Below are 19,842 nucleotides of genomic sequence, written 5' to 3'. Positions count from 1 at the left end.
CGTTCCGCCGGATCGCGCGCGGTCAGTGCCCTGGTGCCTCGTTCGGCCGAGCTTGCGGGTCCGCTGGTTGCCGGCTGGACACTCCGAGCAAGGCGGACAGGTTGGCCGGCACGATCGGCCCCGGCCGGACCGGGTCCGTTCGCCGCACCGTCGTCGATCCGGCCCGGGTCTGACGCTCCCGCGCGTCCCTGACCGCTGCGGCCACCACGGCCGGCACCTCGCGCCGCAGCGCCGGGTGCGCCGCGCGGGTGATCAGCGGCGCTGCCTGCGGATATTGCTCCGACATCAACGATCACGTCCCCAGGGTGTGACTTCCTGCTCCGGTGGGTGTCCGTGCGCCGACGGCGTCGCCGCCGGTGCCGCGGGTTGCTCGGTTCCAGCCTGCACCCATTCGCCGCCGCCGTCGATGGTGTACTCGGCTCCCCTGCTGCCGTCGGCGTTCACCGTCCAGGCCCGATCGGCGATGCCGTCACCATCGGTGTCCTGGTAGTACTGCGTGCTGCCGCCGACGCCGGGCACCGCGACGGTGTCCGGGACCCCGTCGTGATCGGAGTCGATGGTGGCCGGCCCGGCCGGGAAGTTGCGCCCGTCGACGGACACCGTCACCTGTTCCTCTGTTGCCTGATCAGGCTCCGTTGCGTGATCCGGTTCCGTGGTGCGGTCCGGTTCGCCGGCACCGTCGCCGTCGATGGCCAACGACCCGTCGTCGGTCACGTGCCCGTGGGCGGTCACCGTCCAGCCGCCGTCGTCGTGGACGGCCAGCCAGCTCACCGCACCGGTGGCCGGGTCGACGTCGATCAGTTGGTCGGCGGTGCCGTCGGCGTCGGTGTCGCTGACGATCAGCAGGTGCCCGTCATCGGTGCGGACCGCCACCGACTCGGCGACCCCGTCGCCGTCCAGATCCTGGTCGGGCGCGCCGATCTCGACGCGCTGCCCGTCGGGCGTGGTCAGCTCGATGCCGGCCGTCGACTGCTGCGCGGGGTGGGCGATCGGCTCCTGGCCGCCGGCCGGTTCCTGCTGGCCGACCGGTTCGCCGTGCCCGGCCGGCTCGTTGTGCCCGGCCGGCTGGTCCGGGACGAAGTCGCCGTCCGCCGCGATGTGACCGGTGGTGGCCACCGTCCAACCGTCGCCGTTGTCGACCATGATGGTGGCGCTCCGGTCGGCGATGGTGATCTGCAGCAGCTGGTCGGCCCGGCCGTCGCCATCGGTGTCGGAGTACTGGTACATCACTCCGTCCCGTTCGACCACCGCGGTCTCCGGCCGGCCATCGCCGTTCATGTCGTACTGCGGCTCGCCGGCGTCGACGTCGCCGTGTTCGCCGGACGCCGCGAGGTGACCTGCCGGGACGGTCCCCGATTCTTCGGGGTCGTGCTGGTCGGCGCCGGGCTGGTCAGCGCCGGGCTGGTCGGTCGCTGGCTGGTCGGTCCCGGGCTGGTTCGGGTGCTGATCGCCATCGGCCACCGCCACCCAGTTGCCGTGGTCGTCGAGCTCGCTGACCGTCACCGTGCCGTCGGTGCGGGCCACCACCAGCCGGTCGGCAACGCCGTCGCCATCGGCGTCGGTGGCGCTGATCACCGAGCCGTCGGCGTTGCGGACCACGATCGTGTCGGCGACCCCGTCGCCGTCGGAGTCGTAAGTGGCCGGACCGGTGAACTCGGTACCGTCGGCCCCCGGCACGGTGACCTCGGGTGCCGATCCGTCGTCGGCGGCCGGCGACTCCGCTCCGGGGGCCGCATCGTGCGGCCACAGCTCCAGTCCGGCGAAGGTGTCGGCGCCGGCATCGTCGTGTAGCGGGGGTTCGAGTTCCTCAGCGGGCCCGGCGACGTCGTCCACCGACGACGGGTCGGCCGTGTACGGGTCGTGATGCTCGAACATGCATTCCCCCTGTCGGTGGCCGGGGTGGTCGGGTGGCCTCGGTGAGCCGCTGGCCGTCGGTCAGCAACCGGTTCGACGCCGCGGTCCGGAGCTCGGTTCCGCTGGTGACGACGACCGGCCGCCACCGGCAGCGGGCGGCGTCACCGCGGATCCCCACGGCCGAACGGCACCGGCGGCACCTGCCGCGAGGGACGCGGCCGGGTGCGTTCCAGCTCGTCGGCCCCGTCGTCAGCGTTCCCGTTCTCCGACGGTACCGACTCGACCGGCGCGCTGTCCCGTCCGAACAGTGCTCCGAGCGCGGTTCCGGGCGGGATCACCGGAGGGCGAGCCGGCGGCCGCGGCACGCCGACCGCCGGCGGCCCCACATCGAACGGGGCTGACGGGGCCGACGGGGCTGACGGGGCTGACGGGGCCGTTTCGATCGACTGGGGTGCAGTGACCTCCGACGACACGTCACCCCCGACCGACGACGGAACCCGTTGTGGCGCTCCGCCAGCCGGTTGCGGCGGCTGGCCCGGCGGCGGACCCGGCGGTGGCGCCGGCAACCCGGGCGGCAGGGCGATGGTCCGCGCGACCCCGGCCTTCGTCATCCCGGGCAGGATCACCGAACCGGCCGCGCGGGTTCCGCGGATCCGATCGAGCAGCGCCTCGCCGGAGGTGATGAGCGCCGATCCGGAGGTCCGCCGCTGGTCGAGCGTGCGCAGCCGGCCGGCCCGCTCGGTGGCGTCCAGTTTCAGCGCACCGTCGACCTGTTTGATCTCGTTCTCGACGGCCGTCACCTGCTTGGTCAGGGCGTCGTCCAGCGCCAGCGTCAGCTGCTCGTCGGCCTCGATGAACTGCTCGGCGATGTTCTGGTCGATCTGCGCCTTCGCCTCGCCGAGTACCTCCATCAGCCACGACTTGAGGTGCTGCTTGTCCTGCATCCGGCGCCGGGAGCGGACCATGAAGAAGGCAGCGGCCCCGCCCAACGCGATCGAGGCCGGCAGCAGCACCACCCCCATCGCCGCCGGCAGTACCGCCGCGGACGCCATCCGGACCAGGCTGCCAAGGGTCAGCCCGATGCCGCCACCGGCCAGCGACATGATCGTGTCGTCTGCGCTCTTGGCCCGTTCCGGGCCGCGGGTCACCAGCGGCGCGTACGGCCGGGTGGCCAGCGAGGACGCCAGCTGCGCCAACTCTTCGGCGGTGAACAGCTCCACCAGAACGGCATTCACGATGCGCCCCATGGCTTCCAGCAGCCGGCCGTGGGCGCGGGCGGTCATCGCCTGGGCGTAGGCATCGATGTGGAACGGTAGCTGTTTGAGCGCATCGGCGTCGGCCGCATCGATGGCGCCGCGGAACATCTGCGAGGCCTCGCGCACCTCGCGCGCGGTCTCGTGTACCAGGTCGACCCTGGCCCGTTGGATCTCGGCGCGGAGCATCACCTGCCACGACCGGCCGCCGCCGCTGCGCCGCTGGTTCAGCAACTCCTCGCGGCGAACCTTGAGCGCCTCGGACTGCTCGGCGCCGCTGGTCAACGCCCGGCGCTGCTGGTCGAGGCCGACCACCTCGCCGGTCAGCACCGTCACCGCCATCCGGATCAGGTTGGCGTCTGCCAACAGTGATGCCCTGGCCGCGACGTCCTCGGCCAGGATCCGGCGCAGCGGGGCGATGCTGGACTGGGTGCGGATCACCTCGGCGATCCGCGGATCGGCCTGCCCGTCGGCGGCCGCGGCCAGGGTGCTGGATACCGGATGGAACGGCGCATTGGTGAACCGCGGCACGTGCCGGGCCAGCAGCTGCTGGTCGGCGGCCACGATCTCCCGCCAGCCGCGGAACACATCGGTCTTGGTGACGGCGAAGTGCACCGCATCGACCCGGTCGGCCACCTTCTCCAGGAATTCGAGCTCGCCGCGGGTGAAGGGGGCCGATGCGTCCACCACGAACAGCAACGCGGTCGCGGCCGCTGCCGCCTCTGCGGCCAGATCGGCGTGCCCGGCGACCAGGCCGCCGACGCCGGGGGTGTCCACCAGGGTGACGGTCTGCAGCAGCGGCGCCGGGACCGTCACCTCGATCCAGCGCGGCGGCGGCAGGTCGTGGTCGGGTTCGGAATCCATCGTCGCCCAGGCCGACAGCTCACGGGCCGGGAAGGTGATGTCGGCCATCCCGCCGCCGAAGTGCGCGACCGCGGTCGGTGACGTGCCGTGGGAGAACTGAAGGTAGGTGCAGGTGGCCAGGCCGGCATCAACCGGCGACAACCCTGGAGTCCCGAGCAGCGCGTTGACCAGCGACGACTTGCCCCTGTTGGTCTCGCCGACCACCACCACCCGCGGCACTGCGCGGGTGGTCTTACGGGCGGCCAGCCGGGCCGCGGTGTCGGCGTCGGTGCTGCGCACCCAGCCGACCGCTTGCTCGCGCCACTGCCGGATGGCCTGGGGCAGCGCAACCTGGGCGCGCGCCACCGGTGTGGTCATCCGTCATCCCCTCGCGACTGGACAGTATTTCTCGACGGTACCGGGACCCGCGTCACTTGCGGCGGTAGACGACCACTACCGGTTCCCGGATCAGCACGCCGCGATCGGCGAACCCGGCGACCTCGGTCTCGGCCACGGTGTCGATCTTCGAAACGTCATCGGTGGGCTCGGTGCCGCCGACCTCGTGGGCATTGGGGTCGAACGGCTCGCCGTCGGGCCGCAACACCTGCACGCCGACCTCGGCCAGCCCGGCGGCCAGTCGCTCCCAGACCCCGGGGCTGCGGGCCCGGTCCCAGGCGTAGATCAGCAGCTCGATCAGCTGCCGGCGTTCGTCCGCGGCGGCCGAGTTGGCCGGGTTGGCCGGGTTGGGCTCATTCTGTCGCCGCCACTTCATCGCGAGGCCAAGCCGGGCGGGCCGGGTGGGACCTGTCCCTTCAGTTCCTGCCAGAGCAGGAAGTAGGCGCGGTGCACCACGTGTGCCACCCGGCTCTGCCCCGGGGTGGCGCCGAACGAGGCGAACGAGCGCCACCAGCCGGCCCGTTCCAGCGCCGCCGCCTGCAGCTCTGCGGCGGCGCGGCCGGGCAGCCCGAGCTGCTCGTCCGGCCGGGTGGATCCGCCGAGCCGCAGGATCTCCGCGGTCAGCTCCGGATCCATCGCCACCGCTCCGCCGGACACCAGGGTCAGCGCCTCCAGCAGCCGCAGCTGGTGCGCCTCCGGCCGCTGCAGCAACATCTCGATGCCGTCGTGGATCCGTTGCCGCTCATGCGGATCGCCGGTGGCGGCCGCCAACGCCCCCAACGAGGCCAGCGCCGCCGACGCCTTGATCCCGTCCGCCCGCAGCCGGAACACCTCACCCAGCCGGCGGCGGAACTCACCGAGCCCGGAGCTGGCCAGCAGCCGGCGGCGCAGTTCGCCGGCCGACACCGCGGGTTCGGCGCGCAGGATCTGCACCGCCGCGTTGATGCCGTACAGGTCCAGCAGTTGCAAAAGCCTGACCCTGGCGGGTGAATCGACCGGCGCCTCCAGCGAGGTGAACAGATCGGCGGCCATCATCATGGCGCCGAAGAGCGCCGGGTCAACGCCGGCCAGCGCCCGTAGCGCCTCGGCGTCGGCGGCGGTGAACGCGCCGGTCTCCGCGGTCTCGGCCAGCAACCCGTTCATCGGCAGCACGTCGGCCACCCGTGGCCGCAGCACCGCGGCCTGCGAGGCGGCGAGCAGCTCTGCGGCATGCCAGATGTCGCCGCCGGAGCCGTCGACGCTGTCCGGCTGCACGGTGTCGGCCTTGTTCAGCACTGCGAGTGCATTCACCGGTCCGGCATCCCGGGAAGCCGTTGCGGCGGTGAACGCGGCGAGCACCTTGGTGTCGTCGGCCCGGATCGACTGGGTGAACACGTAGACGACCGCCTCGGCGCCGGCCACCGCGAACTCCGAAACCTGGTCCAGGTCACCGGGTCCGGTGTCCGGATCCGCTTCCGGGTCGGGGGTGTCCTCGCTCCGGGCGGCCCCCAGCAACGCCTCGGTGCGGGACACCGACGCTGAGTCCATCGACCCGAGGCCGGGGGTATCGATCACCGTGACGTCGGACAGCAGCGCGCTGGTCAGGTAGGCCTCCAGGTGCGAGACCTGCTCCAACGGGATACCGAGGTCTGCCGGGATGCCGCCGTCGGCGGCGAAGGGGATGGTGTTGCGCCCGCCGTCCCGCATCACCACCTCGATCCGGTCGACGGTGCCGTACTGGAACCTGGTCACCAACCGGGTGCACTCGCCGACGTCGGTCGGTGCCACCCGGCGCCCGATCAACGCGTTGACCAGCGTCGACTTCCCGGCCTTGATCCGCCCGGCGACCGCCAACTGCAATGGGGTGTCCAACCGCCGCAACACCTCTCGCAGGCCGCCAGCGGTGCGCGGCGACACCTGGGGGAGCAGCGCGGTGCACAGTCCGCCGACCGACAGCGACAATGGCCCTTGCATGTCAGCGCGCTACCGGGGTTGGAAGTTGATGGTGAAGTAGTCGAGCAGGTCACTGGCCGAGGACGACTTCACGCCGGCCATCACCCCGACATACGGCTTGCCGTCAACGGACCAGCTGACCGTCGGCACGCCGTCCCCGTCCGAGGCGCTCCCCAGTTCCGCCAGGTGATCCGAGACCACCACCCGCAGGGTGCCCTGCCCGGTCTTGACGTCACCGCCCTTGTCCTGCACCGAGTAGTCCTGGTCCGCCACCCGGTCCTTGGTGATCTGCGCCTGCATCGCAGTGGCGGCCGCCGCGTCGTCCTTGGTGAACACGTACAGCAGGGTCCGGCCGTAGAGACCGCTGTCGTCCGACTCGGGGATGTCGCAGCGCAGCACCCTGGTGCCCCGATAGCTCTCCGGCACCTGCCGGTTGATGGAGTCGGTGTTGTCGCCGCAGTTGATCAACTTGTTCGCGGCCGGCCCGAGGAAGTCCAGCTCGCCTTGGGTGAGCGCCTGCTGCGGGCCGACTCCGGTCGCGTTCGGGTCACCGGTCGGCGACGGGCCGCTCGACACCGGGTTGCTCGGGTCGGTCGATCCGGTGGTGACGGTGCCGGAACTGGTCACCCCGGTGGTCGGCGGATCGGTGGGCTGGTCGGCATTTCCGGTGGAGAACGGCTTGACGATCACCAGCACCAGGGTGGCGGCGACCAGCAGCCCGACCACGCTCGCCGCGATCCATACCCAGCTCCTGGAGCGACCGGCCGGTCCGCTCGAACTGCCGGCACCCGGCCCGGCTCCCGTCAGCGGCACGGAGTGCGGCCCGGTGCCCGGCGGGGGCCCGGCCACCGGACGCTGCCCGCCACCGGACGGGACGCCCGTCATCGGCCCCGAACGCGGGCCGACCGGTGGCCCGCCGGCGGCCGGCTGCCCGGCACTAACCGGGTTCTGCCCACCGGGGGTGTCGCCGAACGCCACCGTCCGGTTCCCCTCCCGGTGCACCGGAACCAGCAGCGCGCCGAGGGCGACCGCGGTCTCCGGCTGGTCGAGGGCGACAGGGGTGACGCCGAGTTGCTCGGTGATCAGCTTGGCCACCAACGGGATCCGGCTCGAACCGCCGACCAGGAAGATGCCGGTGAGCCGATCAGGCCCGACGCCGGCGTTGCGCAGGGTGGTCTGCAACACCTCGATGGAGCGGACCAGATTCGGCCGGATCAGGCCCTCGAACTCGGGCCGGGTCAGGTGCACATCGCTGAACGGGTCCGGCAGCGCCACCTCGGTCTGCGGGTAACGGGACAGCGTCTCCTTGGAGGCCCTGACGTCCTCGGCCAGAGCGCGGGCGGCCCGCCGGGACGCCGAGTCGGCCGGCCGCAGGACCTGCTGCCAGCGGGCCGGGTCGGTGGAGCTGGCGGTCCGGCCGACGTGGTCCAGCACCGCCTGGTCGAAATCGAGGCCGCCGAGATCGCCCAGGCCGGCCTCGGCCAGCACGTGGAAGTCGCTGCGGGTGCGGCCGACCACCGCGATGTCGAAGGTGCCGCCGCCCAGGTCGTAGATGGCCACGGTGCCGCCCGGCGGCAGGGTGCGACCGGGCAGCTGGGTGTACTGCGCGGCCGCGGCCACCGGCTCCGGGATGAGCACCAGGTTGGTACCCAGCCCGGCGGCCCGGGCGGCGGACAGCAGGGTGTTCTGCCGGGTGGCACCCCACTGGGCGGGGTGGGTCAGCCGTACCTCGTCGGCGGCGGCGCCGCCCAGCTGACGCCGCACCTCGGTGGCCACCGAACGCAGGACGGCGGCGATCAGCTCGACCACGCCGACCACCCGGTCGCCGAGCAGCACCTCGCCGTCGTCGATCCGGCGCTTCGGGTTCGGCTCGTAGCGGGTCGGGTCCAGCCTGGCCTGCCGCTGCGCCTCCCGGCCGACCGTGACACTGCCGTCGGCCGCCAGATAGACGGCGGAGGGCAGCAGCGGCGATGCGTCGAAGGTCACGGTCCGGGCCGCCTGGCCGTCGACAGCCAGCGCCACCACGGTGTTCGACGTGCCGAAGTCGATGGACAGCAGTCGCATCCTGTCGGACATTCCCCTCTGTCTTCGATGTGTCTGTGCACCCGCGCGGGTCATCGGTGCCGGCCCTGGGTCGGCCCGGCGCGGGCGCGATTCGCGGCCCCGAAGATGCATCGTGCCATGTCGAGCCGATCGCAGGGGTTGGGTTCGGTGTTTCCGCCCGGGGTCGCCGGGGTGGCCGGCCGGGTGACATTTCAGGGTTGACACCGTTCCGACCGACCGGGCATTACCGGAAAGTTCGGTCCGGACCGCACAGGTAAGGCAGCATTGGACGCGCGCGGCAGGTGCTGCGCCGGAAGGGGACACGTGAACGCGACAACGGAAGCGCGCAGGGGCGGGGTCCGATGATCGAGGCGTCGGGGCTCACCAAGACCTACGGCCGCACGGTGGCCGTCAACCAGCTGTCCTTCCTGGTACGGCCGGGCCAGGTGACCGGATTTCTCGGGCCCAACGGTTCCGGCAAGTCGACCACCATGCGGATGGTGCTCGGGCTGGACAGCCCTGACCGTGGCCAGGCGTTGATCGACGGGCAGCGGTACCTCGATCTCAAGCACCCGCTGCGCAAGGTGGGGTCGCTCCTGGACGCGAACTGGGTGCACCCGAACCGGACGGCGCGGGCCCACCTGCGCTGGATGGCCAGGGCCAACGGTCTCGGCGTCAAGCGGGTGGACGAGGTGCTGGACACCGTCGGGCTGACCAGCGTCGCCGGGAAGGCGGCCGGCAAGTTCTCCCTCGGGATGAAGCAGCGGCTCGGCATCGCCGGCGCGCTGCTCGGCGATCCGGAGGTGCTGCTGTTCGACGAACCGGTGAACGGCCTCGATCCGGAGGGCATCCATTGGATCCGGACCTTCATGAAGGGACTGGCGGAGCAGGGCCGGACGGTCTTCGTCTCGTCGCACCTGTTGAGCGAGATGGCGCTGACCGCCGATCATCTGGTGGTGATCGGCCGCGGCCAACTGATCTCCGACGCCTCCACCGCCGACTTCATCTCGCACTCCACCGAATCCAGCGTCAGGGTGCGTAGCCCGCAACTGCCGGCGCTGCGCGCGGCGCTGGACGAGTTGATCCGCGCCCAGGGCGCGGGCGGCGGAGCACCCGGGGGCGGAGTTCCCGGCGGCGCGGTTCCCGGCGGCGCGGTTCCCGGCGGTGCGGTTCCCGGCGGCGCGGTTCGGGTCAACGAGGTGGCCGATGGGCTGACGGTGATCGGCCTGCCGATCGAACAGATCGGCGAACTGGCTGCGGCCAAGGGCATCCCACTGCACGAGCTGAGCCCGCAGACCGGTTCACTGGAGGAGGCGTTCATCCAGCTCACCAATTCCTCGGTGGAGTACGTCGCGCACGATGCGCCCGGCGGACGGGGCCCGTCAGCCCCGCAGTACACGCCAGGGCCGGGCGGACAGCAACAGTTCGGCAACCCACTCGGGTCGCAACCTCCCTTCGGTCCCCCTTCGACCCCGCAAGGGCGGTGACGACGATGGTGGCAGCACTCGCGGTCGAACGGATCAAGCTGTTCTCGACGAAGTCGCCGTACTGGTGCCTTGGCGTCATCCTGCTCGCGGTCTGGGGCCTGGGTCTGGCCGTAGCACTGGTGGACAATGGCCGGGAGGCAACGGTTTTCGTTTCACAGACCGGCAGTCCGATGGGCATGATGACCTTCATGGTGATGGCCGCGTTGACCATCACCACCGAGTACCGGTTCGGCACCATCCGCAACAGCTTCCTGGCGGTGCCGCAGCGAGCGCTGGTGCTGGCCGCGAAGACGGTGCTGATGGCCTTCATCGGCGCGGTGACCGGCGCGGTCGCCAGCCTCGGAGGGTTCTTCCTGGTGAAGGCGCTGGCCACGGATCCGGACGTGCCGCTGCAGCTGAGCTCCGCCGCGGACTACCGCATGGTGCTCGGCTACTCGGCGCTGTACGCGATCGGCGCGGTGCTGGCCATCGGCGTCGGCACCCTGGTCCGGCAGTCGGCCGGCGCTATCACCGCATTGTTGCTGTGGCCGTTGCTGGTGGAGACCTTGTTGATGTTGATCTCCGGTCTGCGCGACATGACCCCGTACCTGCCGTTCAACGCCGGGTTCAACTTCGTGGCGGCCGGCGGACACGGCGGGATGTTCGGCCGGACCGCGTTCATCGCCGAAGGGCCGAGCGCCCAGCAGGGTCTGGTGATCTTCCTGGTGACCGCGCTGGTGATCTGGCTGCTGGCGCTGCTCTCGCTGTACCAGCGCGACGCCTGACACAGCACCCGGAATGCACCAGGAATGGCGCTGAGCACCCGTTCTGGTGCATTCCGCGGAGAGCCGGTCAGCTCAGTCGGGCGAAGGCGACGGTGTTGGCCAGGTAGTGCCCGCTGCCGCTGTCGAAGGATCCGCCGCAGGTGATCAGCCGGAGTTCCGGCCCTGCCGTGTTGCCGTACACGTCCAGGGTGGGGAAGGCGTCCTTGGGATACGACCGGACGGCGTAGACCCGAAAGCTGAGCACCGATCCGTCGGACCGGGTGACCCGGATCGGGTCGCCGATGGCGATCTCGCCCAGCCGGTAGAAGACCGACGGGCCGTTCGCGGAGCTGTCCACATGGCCTTCGATCACCGCCGGCCCGGGCGAGCCCGGGGCCGGCGACCCGGTGAACCAGGCGGCCTTGTCGTAGTCCGGTCCCGGCGTCGGCACGGCCAGCGAGCCGTCTGCCGCCAGCCCGAGCCCGAGGAGATCGGATGAGACACCGATCGACGGGATGCGGATGCTTTCGGGCGGAACGACTTCCGGCGGCGCGGCCGGCGATGAGGTCGACGCCGACGGTGACGAAACCGGTGACGTTGGCGGCGCCGACGGGGCCGGCGCCACCGAGACAGGTGGTGACGCCGGGGCCGACGAGGGCGCCGCGGGAAGTGTCCGCATCGACGAAGCCGCAGGGTCGATTGCCGAAGCGCCGGTGACCGAGCGGCCGGCGGATGGCGGATCCGGCAAGGCGTCGAGTTGCCCGGCCGCCGCCGGAGCCGGAGCCGGGGGGGCTTCCTGTTGCCGGAACAGCCCGACCGCGACCGCGATGGTCCCGGCGACCAGGAGCAACAGCGCCGCGGCCGGCATGACGGTGCGCAGGCCGCGGCGCCGGGCACGGGAGTTCCCGTGGCCGGCGCCGGGCGTCATCAGCTCGCCCGACCCGCGAGCTTGCGACGGCCGATCAACGCGCCGCCGAACAGTGCCGCACCGAACAACACCGCGGCGCCGCCGCCGATCAGCAGACCGGGATCCTCGACACCGGCGGTGGATCCGCCACCGGTCTGCACGCCACCGGCGGGCATGCCGGACATCTGCGACGCGGTGAGCACGCCGCACAGGGCCGGGTCGGTCGCCTCGGTCGGCAGGCTCGGGTCGAGCTCCGACTTCTTGCTGCCGCCGTAGGCGCCGTCGTGGTCGTAGTCGACGCCGTGGATCACCACCACCGATTTGCCGGCGGCGATGGCCGCGGCCACCTCGTCGGAGACCTGGATGGATCCGCGCTCGTACTGCAGGTCGCCACCCGGCGCGGTGTCGTACCGGTCGATGGCCAGCACCGACTTCGCCGAGGTGTCACCGGTTTTCGTCAGCGAGACGACGACCGGGCCGTAGGCCGGGCCGCCCTCGGTGGTGGTCAGGTGCCCGTCCTTGTCGGTGTCGTCACCCAGGTTCGGGCATTCGTGGCGCGCCTCGGCCCCGAAGTGGATGTGTGCGGCATGCGGGTTGTCCGGCAACAACCCGGTGGCCGCCATGGTGACGGTGAGGGTGTTGCCGGTGATCTGTACCATCGCCTTGCCACTGCCCTGAACGCCGTTGCCGGCAACGGGTTTCAGATCCGCTTGGACCGTGCTATCGGCGGCGGCCGCGGGCAACGCCCATCCCAGCATCGCCAACACGCCGATGGCCGATCCGATCGTCAATCGCATTCTTGTTCTGCCCATGGGAGTTCCACCATTTCTGTTCGGGCCGGGCGACGACGGCGCCGGATGCGCCGCCGAGACGGGCGCTTGGGCGCGCTCTGGCTTGCTCGACACAACGGATTCGGACCCGCCGCCGGTTCGGACGGGTCCGCGGCCGATTTCCGCCGACAACACCCGACGGATCCCACCGCCGGGCCAGGAATTGTCTTGCCGCGGCGACCGCGCCGGGCTACCGTCGTAAGTAAGTACTTACTGATGGAGCAACGCCCGAGGGAGGACCGTGAGCAGCGGAACACGCGACCGCATCGTCACCGAGGCCATGCGCCTGTTCGGCGAGAACGGGTTTGCCGGCACCTCGATCGCGCAGATCGAGGCGGCGGCCGGCCTGACTCCGGGCTCGGGCGGCCTGTACCGGCACTTCCCGTCCAAGGAGGCGCTGCTGTCCACCGGCATCCGGGAGCGGATCGAATCCCGCAACGAACTGCTGCCCAGCATGAGTCCGAGCTCCGACGCCCCGACGGAGGCGGTCCTGCTCAAGGTCGCTCAACTCGGACTGCAGCGCCTGGACGACGAACGCGACGTGAACCGGATCCTGGTCAGGGACCTGGCTTCGGCGCCCGAACTCCTGGGGTTCATCCGGGACGCGGAGATCCGGACGAACCATCAGGCATTGGTCACGCTGCTGCGCGCGCTCGGCGGACCACAGCTCGATGCGGAGGCGCTGGCCGCCATTCTCATCGACGCAATCTCGCACTACTGGCTGCTGCGGGATGTCTTCGGCGGCGAGCATCCGCTGGCCGTCCCGCAGCAGCGATACCTGACAACCCTCGTCGACATGGCGGCACATCTGATGGGAGACAAACAATGAAGGTTCTGGTGGCGGGTGCGACCGGCACCCTGGGCGGACGACTGCTGCCCGCACTCACCGAAGCCGGGCACGAAGTGATCGGCCTGGCCCGGTCCGTGCAGGGCGCCGACGTGGTCCGGGCGCGCGGCGGACGGCCGATCGTCGCCGACGTGATGGACCGGGACGCCCTGCTGTCCGCGGTGTCCGGGGTCCGCGCCGATGCGGTGCTGCACGAGCTGACCGCACTGAAGAAGGCGCCGGCCAGGTTCAGGGACATGGACGCCACCAATCGGCTGCGCACCGAAGGCAGCGCCAACCTGCTGGCGGCGGCCGGCGCCATCGGCGCCACCAGGTTCGTCACCCAGTCGATCGTCTTCGGCTACGGCTACCGCGATGTCGGCGCCGTTGACGAGAACACCCCGTTCGGCACGCTCGCCGGCGATCCGACCGACGCGCCGATCCGGGCGATGGTCGCGGCCGAGCAGCAGGCCTTCCACACGCCGGGGATCGACGGCATCGCGCTGCGCTACGGCCTGTTCTACGGCGACGACACCCCGACGATGGTCACGATGCTGAACCACCGGAAACTGCCCGTCCCGACGCGTTGGCGCGGAACCCTCGGCCTGATCCACCACCAGGACGCCGCCACCGCCACCGTCGCCGCCCTCACTCGCGGAACCCCGGGCCGCGCCTACAACATCGTCGACGACACCCCGGCGAGCTGGCGCGACTACGTCGACACCATTGCCAGCGTGCATTCGACGCGGCCGCCGATGGCCCTGCCCGGCTGGCTGCTACGAGCAGCCGCGCCGTATGCGGGTGTCCTGATGACCAGGGTGAACATGCAGGTGTCCAATCGGCTGGCGCGTCGGGAACTGGGCTGGGCGCCGCAGTTCCCCGGTCTCGCCGAAGGCCTGGCGGCTGCCGGGCAGGCCCGGCCCCATCGCCAGGACGGCGCGGCCGACCAGGACCAGGGATGACGGACACCCGATGACGAACACCGGATGACGGATCCCGGCGGCGGATCCCGGCGGCGATGCCGGGTTGCGCAGGGAAACCGTCCGGGTTTCATTGCTCGCCGAACCATTGATCGGTCGGCTGCGACGTGCCATGTTCGAGGCTCACCGGTCGCAAAGGAGCCCCAGGTGGCACATCGTCAGAGCCCACGCACGCCCGATCAGGTCAACGTTGTCGGCGAACCCGTTGACGCCGGCGCCGACGGACCGCCCGACGGTTCATCCGTCAGCCGGCGGTTGTTCCTGGGTGCCGGCGCCGCCACCGCGGCCGGCCTGGCGCTGGGCACCGGTACCGCGGCGGCATCCGCCGGGTCCGCATCCGGCCCTGCGGCCGGGTCGGCCGGCGCAGAGCCGGCGATCGCCGGGGTCGCGGCCGGGGGTGCCGGCGGCGGCTTGCGCCCGGTGACCACCACCACCGGGTATGCGGTGAACCCGCTGGGCACCGACGTCGCCCGCCCGCGGTTCGGGTGGGAGTTCCCCGCCGGTGCCCGCGGCACCCAGGCCGGTTATCAGCTGCAGGTGTCGAGCTCGGAACACCTGCTGCGCAAGGGAACGGCCGATGTCTGGGACTCCGGGCGGGTCGCCTCGGCCGCCACCGGCAACGTCGCGTACGCCGGTCCGAGCCTCGCACCCCGCACCCGTTACTTCTGGCGGGTGCGCAGCTGGGACGGCAGCGGCCGGGCCGGCAGTTGGTCGGATCCGGGGTGGTTCGAGACCGCGCTGCTGGGCGAGGGTTGGGGCGGCGCCTCCTGGATCGGCAATGCACCGTCCGGGCAGGTCGAGCGCACACTCACCGGCGCGAAGTGGATCTGGACGCCGGGATCCACGGCCAACGGTGGACCCACCGGCACCCGACGGTTGCGCGGCCGACTGGCCATCCCGGCGGGCACGGACGTGGCCGGCGCCTACCTGGTGATGACCGCCGACGACTACTACACCGGCTATCTCGGCGGTCAGCAGATCCTGTCGTCCGCGCCGGTCACCGACGGTTGGCGGACCGGTGAGGCAGCGGACGTCACCGAGCAGGCCACCGCCGCGGTAGGCGGCGAGCTGGTGCTGGCCGCCGAAGTGACCAACGCCGGCACCGTCTCGATCAATCCGGGTGGGCTGTTGGCGCGCCTGGTCGTGGTCACCGGTGCCGGCCAGCAGTTGGAACTGGCCACCGATTCGTCCTGGAAGGTCACCGATACCGAGCCGGCCGGTTGGCAACAGCCGGAGTTCGACGACTCCGGCTGGGAGGCCGCCGCCGAGCTCGCGAGCTACGGGCAGGGCCCGTGGGGCTCGGGCGTATCGATCCCACAGCCGGACGAGCCCGACCTGGTCGGCACCTCCTGGGTCTGGGCACCGGGCAGCACCGCGAATGACGGCGCGGTGGGAACCCGTTACCTGCGAGCCCACCTGCCGATCCCGGCCGGCACCCAGGTGCGCGCGGCCACCCTGGTCCTGACCGCGGACGACGACTTCACCGGCTGGTTGCAGGGTGAACAGGTGGCCTCGGTCCCGCAGCGGACGGACGCCTGGCGGCTGGCCCAACTGGTCGATGTGACCGACGCGGCGCAGGCGGCGGTGGCCGGCGAGCTGGTGGTCGCGGTACGGGCGACCAACCGGCCGGGGGCGTCGGTGAACCCCGGCGGTGTACTCGGCAAGCTGGTCGTGCACACCACCGGCGACGACCTGGTACTGGTCACCGGCGCGTCCTGGCTGATCACCGACACCGAGCAGACCGATTGGCAGCACACTGGTTTCGACGACTCCTCCTGGGACCCGGTCGCGGTGCTGGCGCCCTACGGTCAGGGTCCGTGGGGGTCGGGAGTCTCGATCGACGTGCCGATGCCGCCGGCACCGTTGCTGCGGCGTGAGTTCGCCGCCAACCGCCGGCCCAGTGCTGCGCGGCTGTACGTCAGCGCCGCCGCGTACGCAGTGGTGCAGCTGAACGGCCGCCGGGTGAGCGATGCGGTGCTGGAGCCAGGCTTCACCGACTACGACAAGACCATGCTGTACGTCACCCACGATGTCACCGACCTGATCCGCAAGGGCAGCAACGTGATCGGCGCCGAACTGGGCCGCGGCTTCTACGGAATGCTCACCTCCAACGCCTGGAACTGGAACACGGCCAGCTGGCACGGCGAGCCCCGGCTACTGGTGCGGCTGATCCTCGACTATCCCGACGGCAGCAGCCAGGAGGTGGTCAGCGACGCCGACTGGCGAATCTCCGACGGCCCGACGGTCTACGAGAACCTCTACGCCGGTGAGAGTTACGACGCGACCAAGGCCTTGACCGGCTGGGCAGCGCCCGGCTTCGACGCCTCCGGCTGGGCGGTCGCGCACGCCCTGCCGGCACCGAAGGGCGAGCTGCAGGCCCAGCAGAACGAGCCGATCCGGGTGGTCGAGACGGTCGCGCCGGTGACCATCACCAAGCCGGCCGACGGGGTCTGGGTGGCCGATTTCGGCCGGACCGTTGCCGGCTGGACCCGGTTGCGGGCAACACTTCCCGCCGGCACAACGGTCCGGTTGACCCACGGCGAGGTGCTGGCCGGCGACGGCACGGTGGTCGCCGGCAACGGCAACGCCCCCGGCCGCTGCCAGCAGGACGAGTACACCGCCGCCGGTACCGGGCGCATCGAGGAGTGGGAGCCGAGCTTCGTCTATCACGGCTTCCGCTACGTCCAGCTGGACGGGCTGCCGGCCGCGCCGACGAAGAGCACCGTGCAGATGCGGGTGGTGCACTCGGACATCGCCGATGCCGGCACCTTCCGCTGCAGCGAGCCGCTGTTCGAGAAGTTCGAGCAGATGATGCGCCGAACCGTGCACAACAATCTGCACGGCATCCCGACCGACACCCCGATGTACGAGAAGAACGGCTGGACCGGCGACGCCCAGGTGGCCGCGCCGACGATGGCGCAGTTGTTGGCCATGCAGCGGCTGTTCAGCAAGTGGCTCGGCGACCTGCGGGACAGCCAGGTGGAATCGGGCCAGATCCCGGTGATCGTGCCGAGCGGCAGCTGGGGCTACACGCAGCTCGCCCCGGCACCGGAGTGGACGACGGTGTACCCGTTCGTGCTGCGTGAGATGCACCGCTGGTACGGCGATACCGACGTCCTGCGTGAGCACTACCCGTACGTGGTCAAGTACCTGGACTGGGAGCTGCGCCGGCTGCAGAACGGTTTGGCCGTCACCGCCCTGGGCGACTACCTGTCTCCCGGAACCGGCGGCAACCCGCCGGAGGACACCCGGCTGACGGCCACCGCCTACCTGCGCCGCGGCCTGCTGGCCACCGCCGAGGTCGGCGAGCTGATCGGCGTCAGCGACGATGTGGAACGCTACCGGGCAGCGGCGGATGCCCTGCGGGACAGGTTGAACGCCGAATTCCTGGACACCACGACCGGCCACTACCGGACGGCCAGGGACCCGGAGTACCGGCAGACCTCGAACGTGATCCCGTTGGCGTTCGATCTGGTCCCCGACGAGTACGTGGCGAGGGTGTTCGACTCGCTGGTCGCCGACATCACCGCCCGCGGCAACCACCTGAACACCGGCTGCCTCGGCACCAGCGTGCTGTTGCCGACGCTCACCCGGTTCGGCCGCGCCGACCTGGCCGCCGCGGTCGCGCTGCAGCGCAGCTACCCGAGCTGGGGCTACTGGGTGGACAACGGCGCCGACACCATGTGGGAGTTCTGGCAGATCCCGGGCCGCTCCCGCGACCACTACTTCCAGGGCACCGTTGTGCAGTGGCTGCAGCAGAACGTCGCCGGGCTACGACCGGTGGCCGACGGCTGGCGGGAGCTCGAGGTACGTCCGGACGCCAGGGTGAGTCTGAGTTCGGCCGCGCACACCCTGCAGACCGTGCGCGGCGAGGCCGGCGCCTCGTGGCGCTCGCACCGCGGGCAGTTCAGCCTGAACGTCACGGTGCCGGCCGGTTCGACCGCGACCGTGTACGTCCCGGCCGCCGCCGCGGCCGACACCCGCTGCACGCCGACGACCGCGAAGCCGACCTACACCGACGGCTATGCCGTCTACACAGTGACCGGCGGCCGCTGGCGGTTCACCTCGAGTTCGGCCGACTGACCCACCGCGCAGGTTGCGGGACGTCCCGGCGATCCGCCACGTGGATTCCGCAACCTGCGCGCGGGGAGTCGATGCGACGTATCTGGGGTGACCCCCGCGCGCTCTTCTGACTGCGGTGGCAGCGGCCCACCGCCCGCGGCCGACCCGTCGGAGCGCGGCTATCCGGACGCGGGCCGCGTCTGAGCAGAAGGAAAAATTCACGTGAGCATCCACCTCGAACCCGGCACCGTCGTCGAGTCCCCGGCGGCATCGCTGCCCGTCCTGGCTAACCTGCTGCGCGGCCGGTTGGCCACCCACACCGACGCCGACTGGGACGCCGCGCGCACCGCCTGGAACCTGGCCGTCGACCAGCGGCCGGCCGCCGTCGCGTTCCCGGTCGACGCCGCCGACGTCGCCGTCGTGCTGGCCTTCGCGGCGGCCCACGGGCTGCGGGTGGCGCCGCAGAGCGGCGGCCACAATCCCGGCCCGCTGGGCGATCTATCCCGCACGATCCTGTTGCGCACCACCGAGATGCGGCGGATCGCGGTGGACGTCGCGAACCGCTCCGTCCGGGTCGGGGCCGGGGTGTTATGGGGCGAGGTGACGGCGGCGCTGGCTCCGCACGGACTGGTCGCGCTGTCCGGCTCGTCACCCGACGTCGGGGTGAGCGGCTACACGCTCAACGGGGGCTACAGCTGGCTGGGCCGCCGGCACGGACTGGCCGCGAACCAGGTGCGGTCGGCGGAAGTCGTCACCGGTGACGCCCGGGTGCTACGGGTGGACGCCGGCACCGAACCGGACCTGTTCTGGGCGGTGCGCGGCGGCGGCGGCAACGGCTTGGTGGTGACGGAGCTCGAGTTCGGCGTGCTGCCGCTGGACACGGTCTACGCGGGATCGCTGCTGTTCGGGATCGACCGGGCCGCCGAGATCTGCGCCGCCTTCGCCGACTGGACCCTTGACCTGGACGAGTCGGCCACCGTCTGCCTGCGGTTGTTGCACCTGCCACCGCTACCGGAGCTGCCGGAGTTCCTGCGCGGCAAGGCCTTCGTCGGCGTCGACGGCGCGATCGACGCCGATCCGGAACGGGCGGCCGCGCTGCTCGCGCCGATCCGCGACCTCGGTCCGGCGGTGGACACCTTCGGCCCGATGCCGGCCGCCGAGCTCGGCACGATCCATATGGATCCGCCGGTTCCGGTGCCGGCCGCCGGACACGGCTTCATCCTCGACGAGCTGGGCCCGGAGACGATCGATGCATTGCTCTCGGTGGCCGGCCCGCAGGCCCGGACGGCACTGCTCGCGGTCGACCTGCGGCTGCTCGGCGGCGCGCTCGGCCGGAGGGTCGACGGTGGCGGCGTGGTCGACCACCTGCCCGGCAGGTATCTGGCGTTCGCGGTCGGGATCACCCCGGTACCGCCGGCGAAGGAGGCGGTCGAGCGCGACCTCCGGGCGCTGACCTCGGCGTTGGCGCCCTGGACGAATGCCCGCAGCTACGCCAACTTCGACGAGTCGGCGGGGGGACCCGACCGGTTCCACACAGCAGAGGTCCTGCAGCGACTACGCGCCGTGGTGCGGCACGTCGATCCGGCCGGCGTGATCCAGCCGAACCATCCCCTCGACTGACCGGCGTTCCGGCGTCTCTTCGACAGTGTCGGCAGGTCCGGCCGGCGCACCTTGACCGGTGGCCCA

The 19,842-nt window shown here is 71.4% G+C and carries 14 protein-coding genes; 6 read left to right on the top strand and 8 right to left on the bottom strand.

The window, feature by feature from the left end:
• Nucleotides 1–22 precede the first annotated feature (22 nt).
• The 6 genes from K340_RS0111905 to K340_RS36640 all read right to left on the bottom strand — a co-directional run bounded on the left by K340_RS0111905 (nt 23) and on the right by K340_RS36640 (nt 8,354).
• Entirely contained in the window at nt 23–286 is a 264-nt protein-coding gene (locus tag K340_RS0111905) for a hypothetical protein (RefSeq protein WP_029136869.1), read from the bottom strand.
• Nucleotides 286–1,875 carry a DUF6802 family protein gene (locus tag K340_RS34225; RefSeq protein ID WP_051265951.1) on the bottom strand — a complete coding sequence of 530 codons (1,590 nt, stop codon included), beginning with the start codon at nt 1,873–1,875 and terminating at the stop codon, nt 286–288. Before K340_RS34225 ends, K340_RS0111905 begins: the two co-directional genes overlap by 1 nt.
• 140 nt (nt 1,876–2,015) lie before the next feature.
• The gene (locus K340_RS29510) at nt 2,016–4,328 is read right to left on the bottom strand and encodes a dynamin family protein (RefSeq protein WP_051265947.1); all 2,313 of its coding nucleotides are present in this window, start codon (nt 4,326–4,328) and stop codon (nt 2,016–2,018) included.
• Nucleotides 4,329–4,380: 52 nt separating this feature from the next.
• Entirely contained in the window at nt 4,381–4,722 is a 342-nt protein-coding gene (gene grpE, locus K340_RS0111890; protein WP_029136868.1) for a nucleotide exchange factor GrpE, read from the bottom strand.
• Nucleotides 4,719–6,299 carry a dynamin family protein gene (locus K340_RS29505; protein ID WP_051265944.1) on the bottom strand — a complete coding sequence of 527 codons (1,581 nt, stop codon included), beginning with the start codon at nt 6,297–6,299 and terminating at the stop codon, nt 4,719–4,721. Before K340_RS29505 ends, grpE begins: the two co-directional genes overlap by 4 nt.
• 9 nt (nt 6,300–6,308) lie before the next feature.
• A complete protein-coding gene (locus K340_RS36640) occupies nt 6,309–8,354 on the bottom strand; it encodes an Hsp70 family protein (protein ID WP_051265941.1) in 2,046 nt (681 codons plus the stop codon).
• Nucleotides 8,355–8,683: 329 nt separating this feature from the next.
• Here K340_RS36640 and K340_RS29495 point away from each other — a divergent pair, with 329 nt between their 5' ends.
• Together K340_RS29495 and K340_RS0111870 are read left to right on the top strand one after the other, a co-directional pair.
• Nucleotides 8,684–9,808 carry an ABC transporter ATP-binding protein gene (locus tag K340_RS29495; RefSeq protein WP_084614293.1) on the top strand — a complete coding sequence of 375 codons (1,125 nt, stop codon included), beginning with the start codon at nt 8,684–8,686 and terminating at the stop codon, nt 9,806–9,808.
• Between the two features lie 5 nt (nt 9,809–9,813).
• Nucleotides 9,814–10,572, top strand: coding sequence for an ABC transporter permease (locus K340_RS0111870; RefSeq protein ID WP_037364348.1), 759 nt, complete (start codon nt 9,814–9,816; stop codon nt 10,570–10,572).
• 67 nt (nt 10,573–10,639) lie between these two features.
• On the opposite strand, the gene K340_RS0111865 is transcribed toward K340_RS0111870, so the two are convergent.
• Together K340_RS0111865 and K340_RS29490 are read right to left on the bottom strand one after the other, a co-directional pair.
• Complete coding sequence (locus K340_RS0111865) at nt 10,640–11,479, bottom strand: class F sortase (RefSeq protein WP_211229392.1); 840 nt, start codon at nt 11,477–11,479, stop codon at nt 10,640–10,642.
• Nucleotides 11,479–12,255 carry a CHRD domain-containing protein gene (locus K340_RS29490; protein ID WP_037364067.1) on the bottom strand — a complete coding sequence of 259 codons (777 nt, stop codon included), beginning with the start codon at nt 12,253–12,255 and terminating at the stop codon, nt 11,479–11,481. Before K340_RS29490 ends, K340_RS0111865 begins: the two co-directional genes overlap by 1 nt.
• A gap of 274 nt (nt 12,256–12,529) precedes the next feature.
• Here K340_RS29490 and K340_RS0111855 point away from each other — a divergent pair, with 274 nt between their 5' ends.
• From K340_RS0111855 to K340_RS29475, 4 genes are all read left to right on the top strand, one after another.
• On the top strand, nt 12,530–13,117 hold the full coding sequence (locus K340_RS0111855; RefSeq protein WP_029136865.1) for a TetR/AcrR family transcriptional regulator: 588 nt from the start codon (nt 12,530–12,532) through the stop codon (nt 13,115–13,117).
• A complete protein-coding gene (locus tag K340_RS29485; protein ID WP_051265935.1) occupies nt 13,114–14,076 on the top strand; it encodes an NAD-dependent epimerase/dehydratase family protein in 963 nt (320 codons plus the stop codon). Before K340_RS0111855 ends, K340_RS29485 begins: the two co-directional genes overlap by 4 nt.
• Before the next feature lie 165 nt (nt 14,077–14,241).
• Nucleotides 14,242–18,177: a family 78 glycoside hydrolase catalytic domain gene (locus tag K340_RS29480; RefSeq protein ID WP_051265932.1), complete on the top strand. Its 3,936-nt coding sequence runs from the start codon at nt 14,242–14,244 to the stop codon at nt 18,175–18,177.
• Between the two features lie 201 nt (nt 18,178–18,378).
• Nucleotides 18,379–19,776: an FAD-binding oxidoreductase gene (locus K340_RS29475; RefSeq protein ID WP_051265929.1), complete on the top strand. Its 1,398-nt coding sequence runs from the start codon at nt 18,379–18,381 to the stop codon at nt 19,774–19,776.
• Nucleotides 19,777–19,842 lie beyond the last annotated feature (66 nt).

It is taken from the genome of Nakamurella lactea DSM 19367 (assembly GCF_000426645.1).
Classification (GTDB): domain Bacteria; phylum Actinomycetota; class Actinomycetes; order Mycobacteriales; family Nakamurellaceae; genus Nakamurella; species Nakamurella lactea.
Note: the sequence above shows the minus strand (reverse complement) of the source record. Positions and strands in the feature narration are given on the sequence as shown.

What these genes read in the sequence shown, in the direction of transcription:
- K340_RS0111905 (WP_029136869.1), bottom strand. Translation starts at nt 286, where the DNA reads ATGTCGGAGCAATATCCGCAGGCAGCGCCGCTGATCACCCGCGCGGCG.
- K340_RS34225 (WP_051265951.1), bottom strand. Translation starts at nt 1,875, where the DNA reads ATGTTCGAGCATCACGACCCGTACACGGCCGACCCGTCGTCGGTGGAC.
- K340_RS29510 (WP_051265947.1), bottom strand. Translation starts at nt 4,328, where the DNA reads ATGACCACACCGGTGGCGCGCGCCCAGGTTGCGCTGCCCCAGGCCATC.
- grpE (WP_029136868.1), bottom strand. Translation starts at nt 4,722, where the DNA reads ATGAAGTGGCGGCGACAGAATGAGCCCAACCCGGCCAACCCGGCCAAC.
- K340_RS29505 (WP_051265944.1), bottom strand. Translation starts at nt 6,299, where the DNA reads ATGCAAGGGCCATTGTCGCTGTCGGTCGGCGGACTGTGCACCGCGCTG.
- K340_RS36640 (WP_051265941.1), bottom strand. Translation starts at nt 8,354, where the DNA reads ATGTCCGACAGGATGCGACTGCTGTCCATCGACTTCGGCACGTCGAAC.
- K340_RS29495 (WP_084614293.1), top strand. Translation starts at nt 8,684, where the DNA reads ATGATCGAGGCGTCGGGGCTCACCAAGACCTACGGCCGCACGGTGGCC.
- K340_RS0111870 (WP_037364348.1), top strand. Translation starts at nt 9,814, where the DNA reads ATGGTGGCAGCACTCGCGGTCGAACGGATCAAGCTGTTCTCGACGAAG.
- K340_RS0111865 (WP_211229392.1), bottom strand. Translation starts at nt 11,479, where the DNA reads ATGACGCCCGGCGCCGGCCACGGGAACTCCCGTGCCCGGCGCCGCGGC.
- K340_RS29490 (WP_037364067.1), bottom strand. Translation starts at nt 12,255, where the DNA reads ATGCGATTGACGATCGGATCGGCCATCGGCGTGTTGGCGATGCTGGGA.
- K340_RS29485 (WP_051265935.1), top strand. Translation starts at nt 13,114, where the DNA reads ATGAAGGTTCTGGTGGCGGGTGCGACCGGCACCCTGGGCGGACGACTG.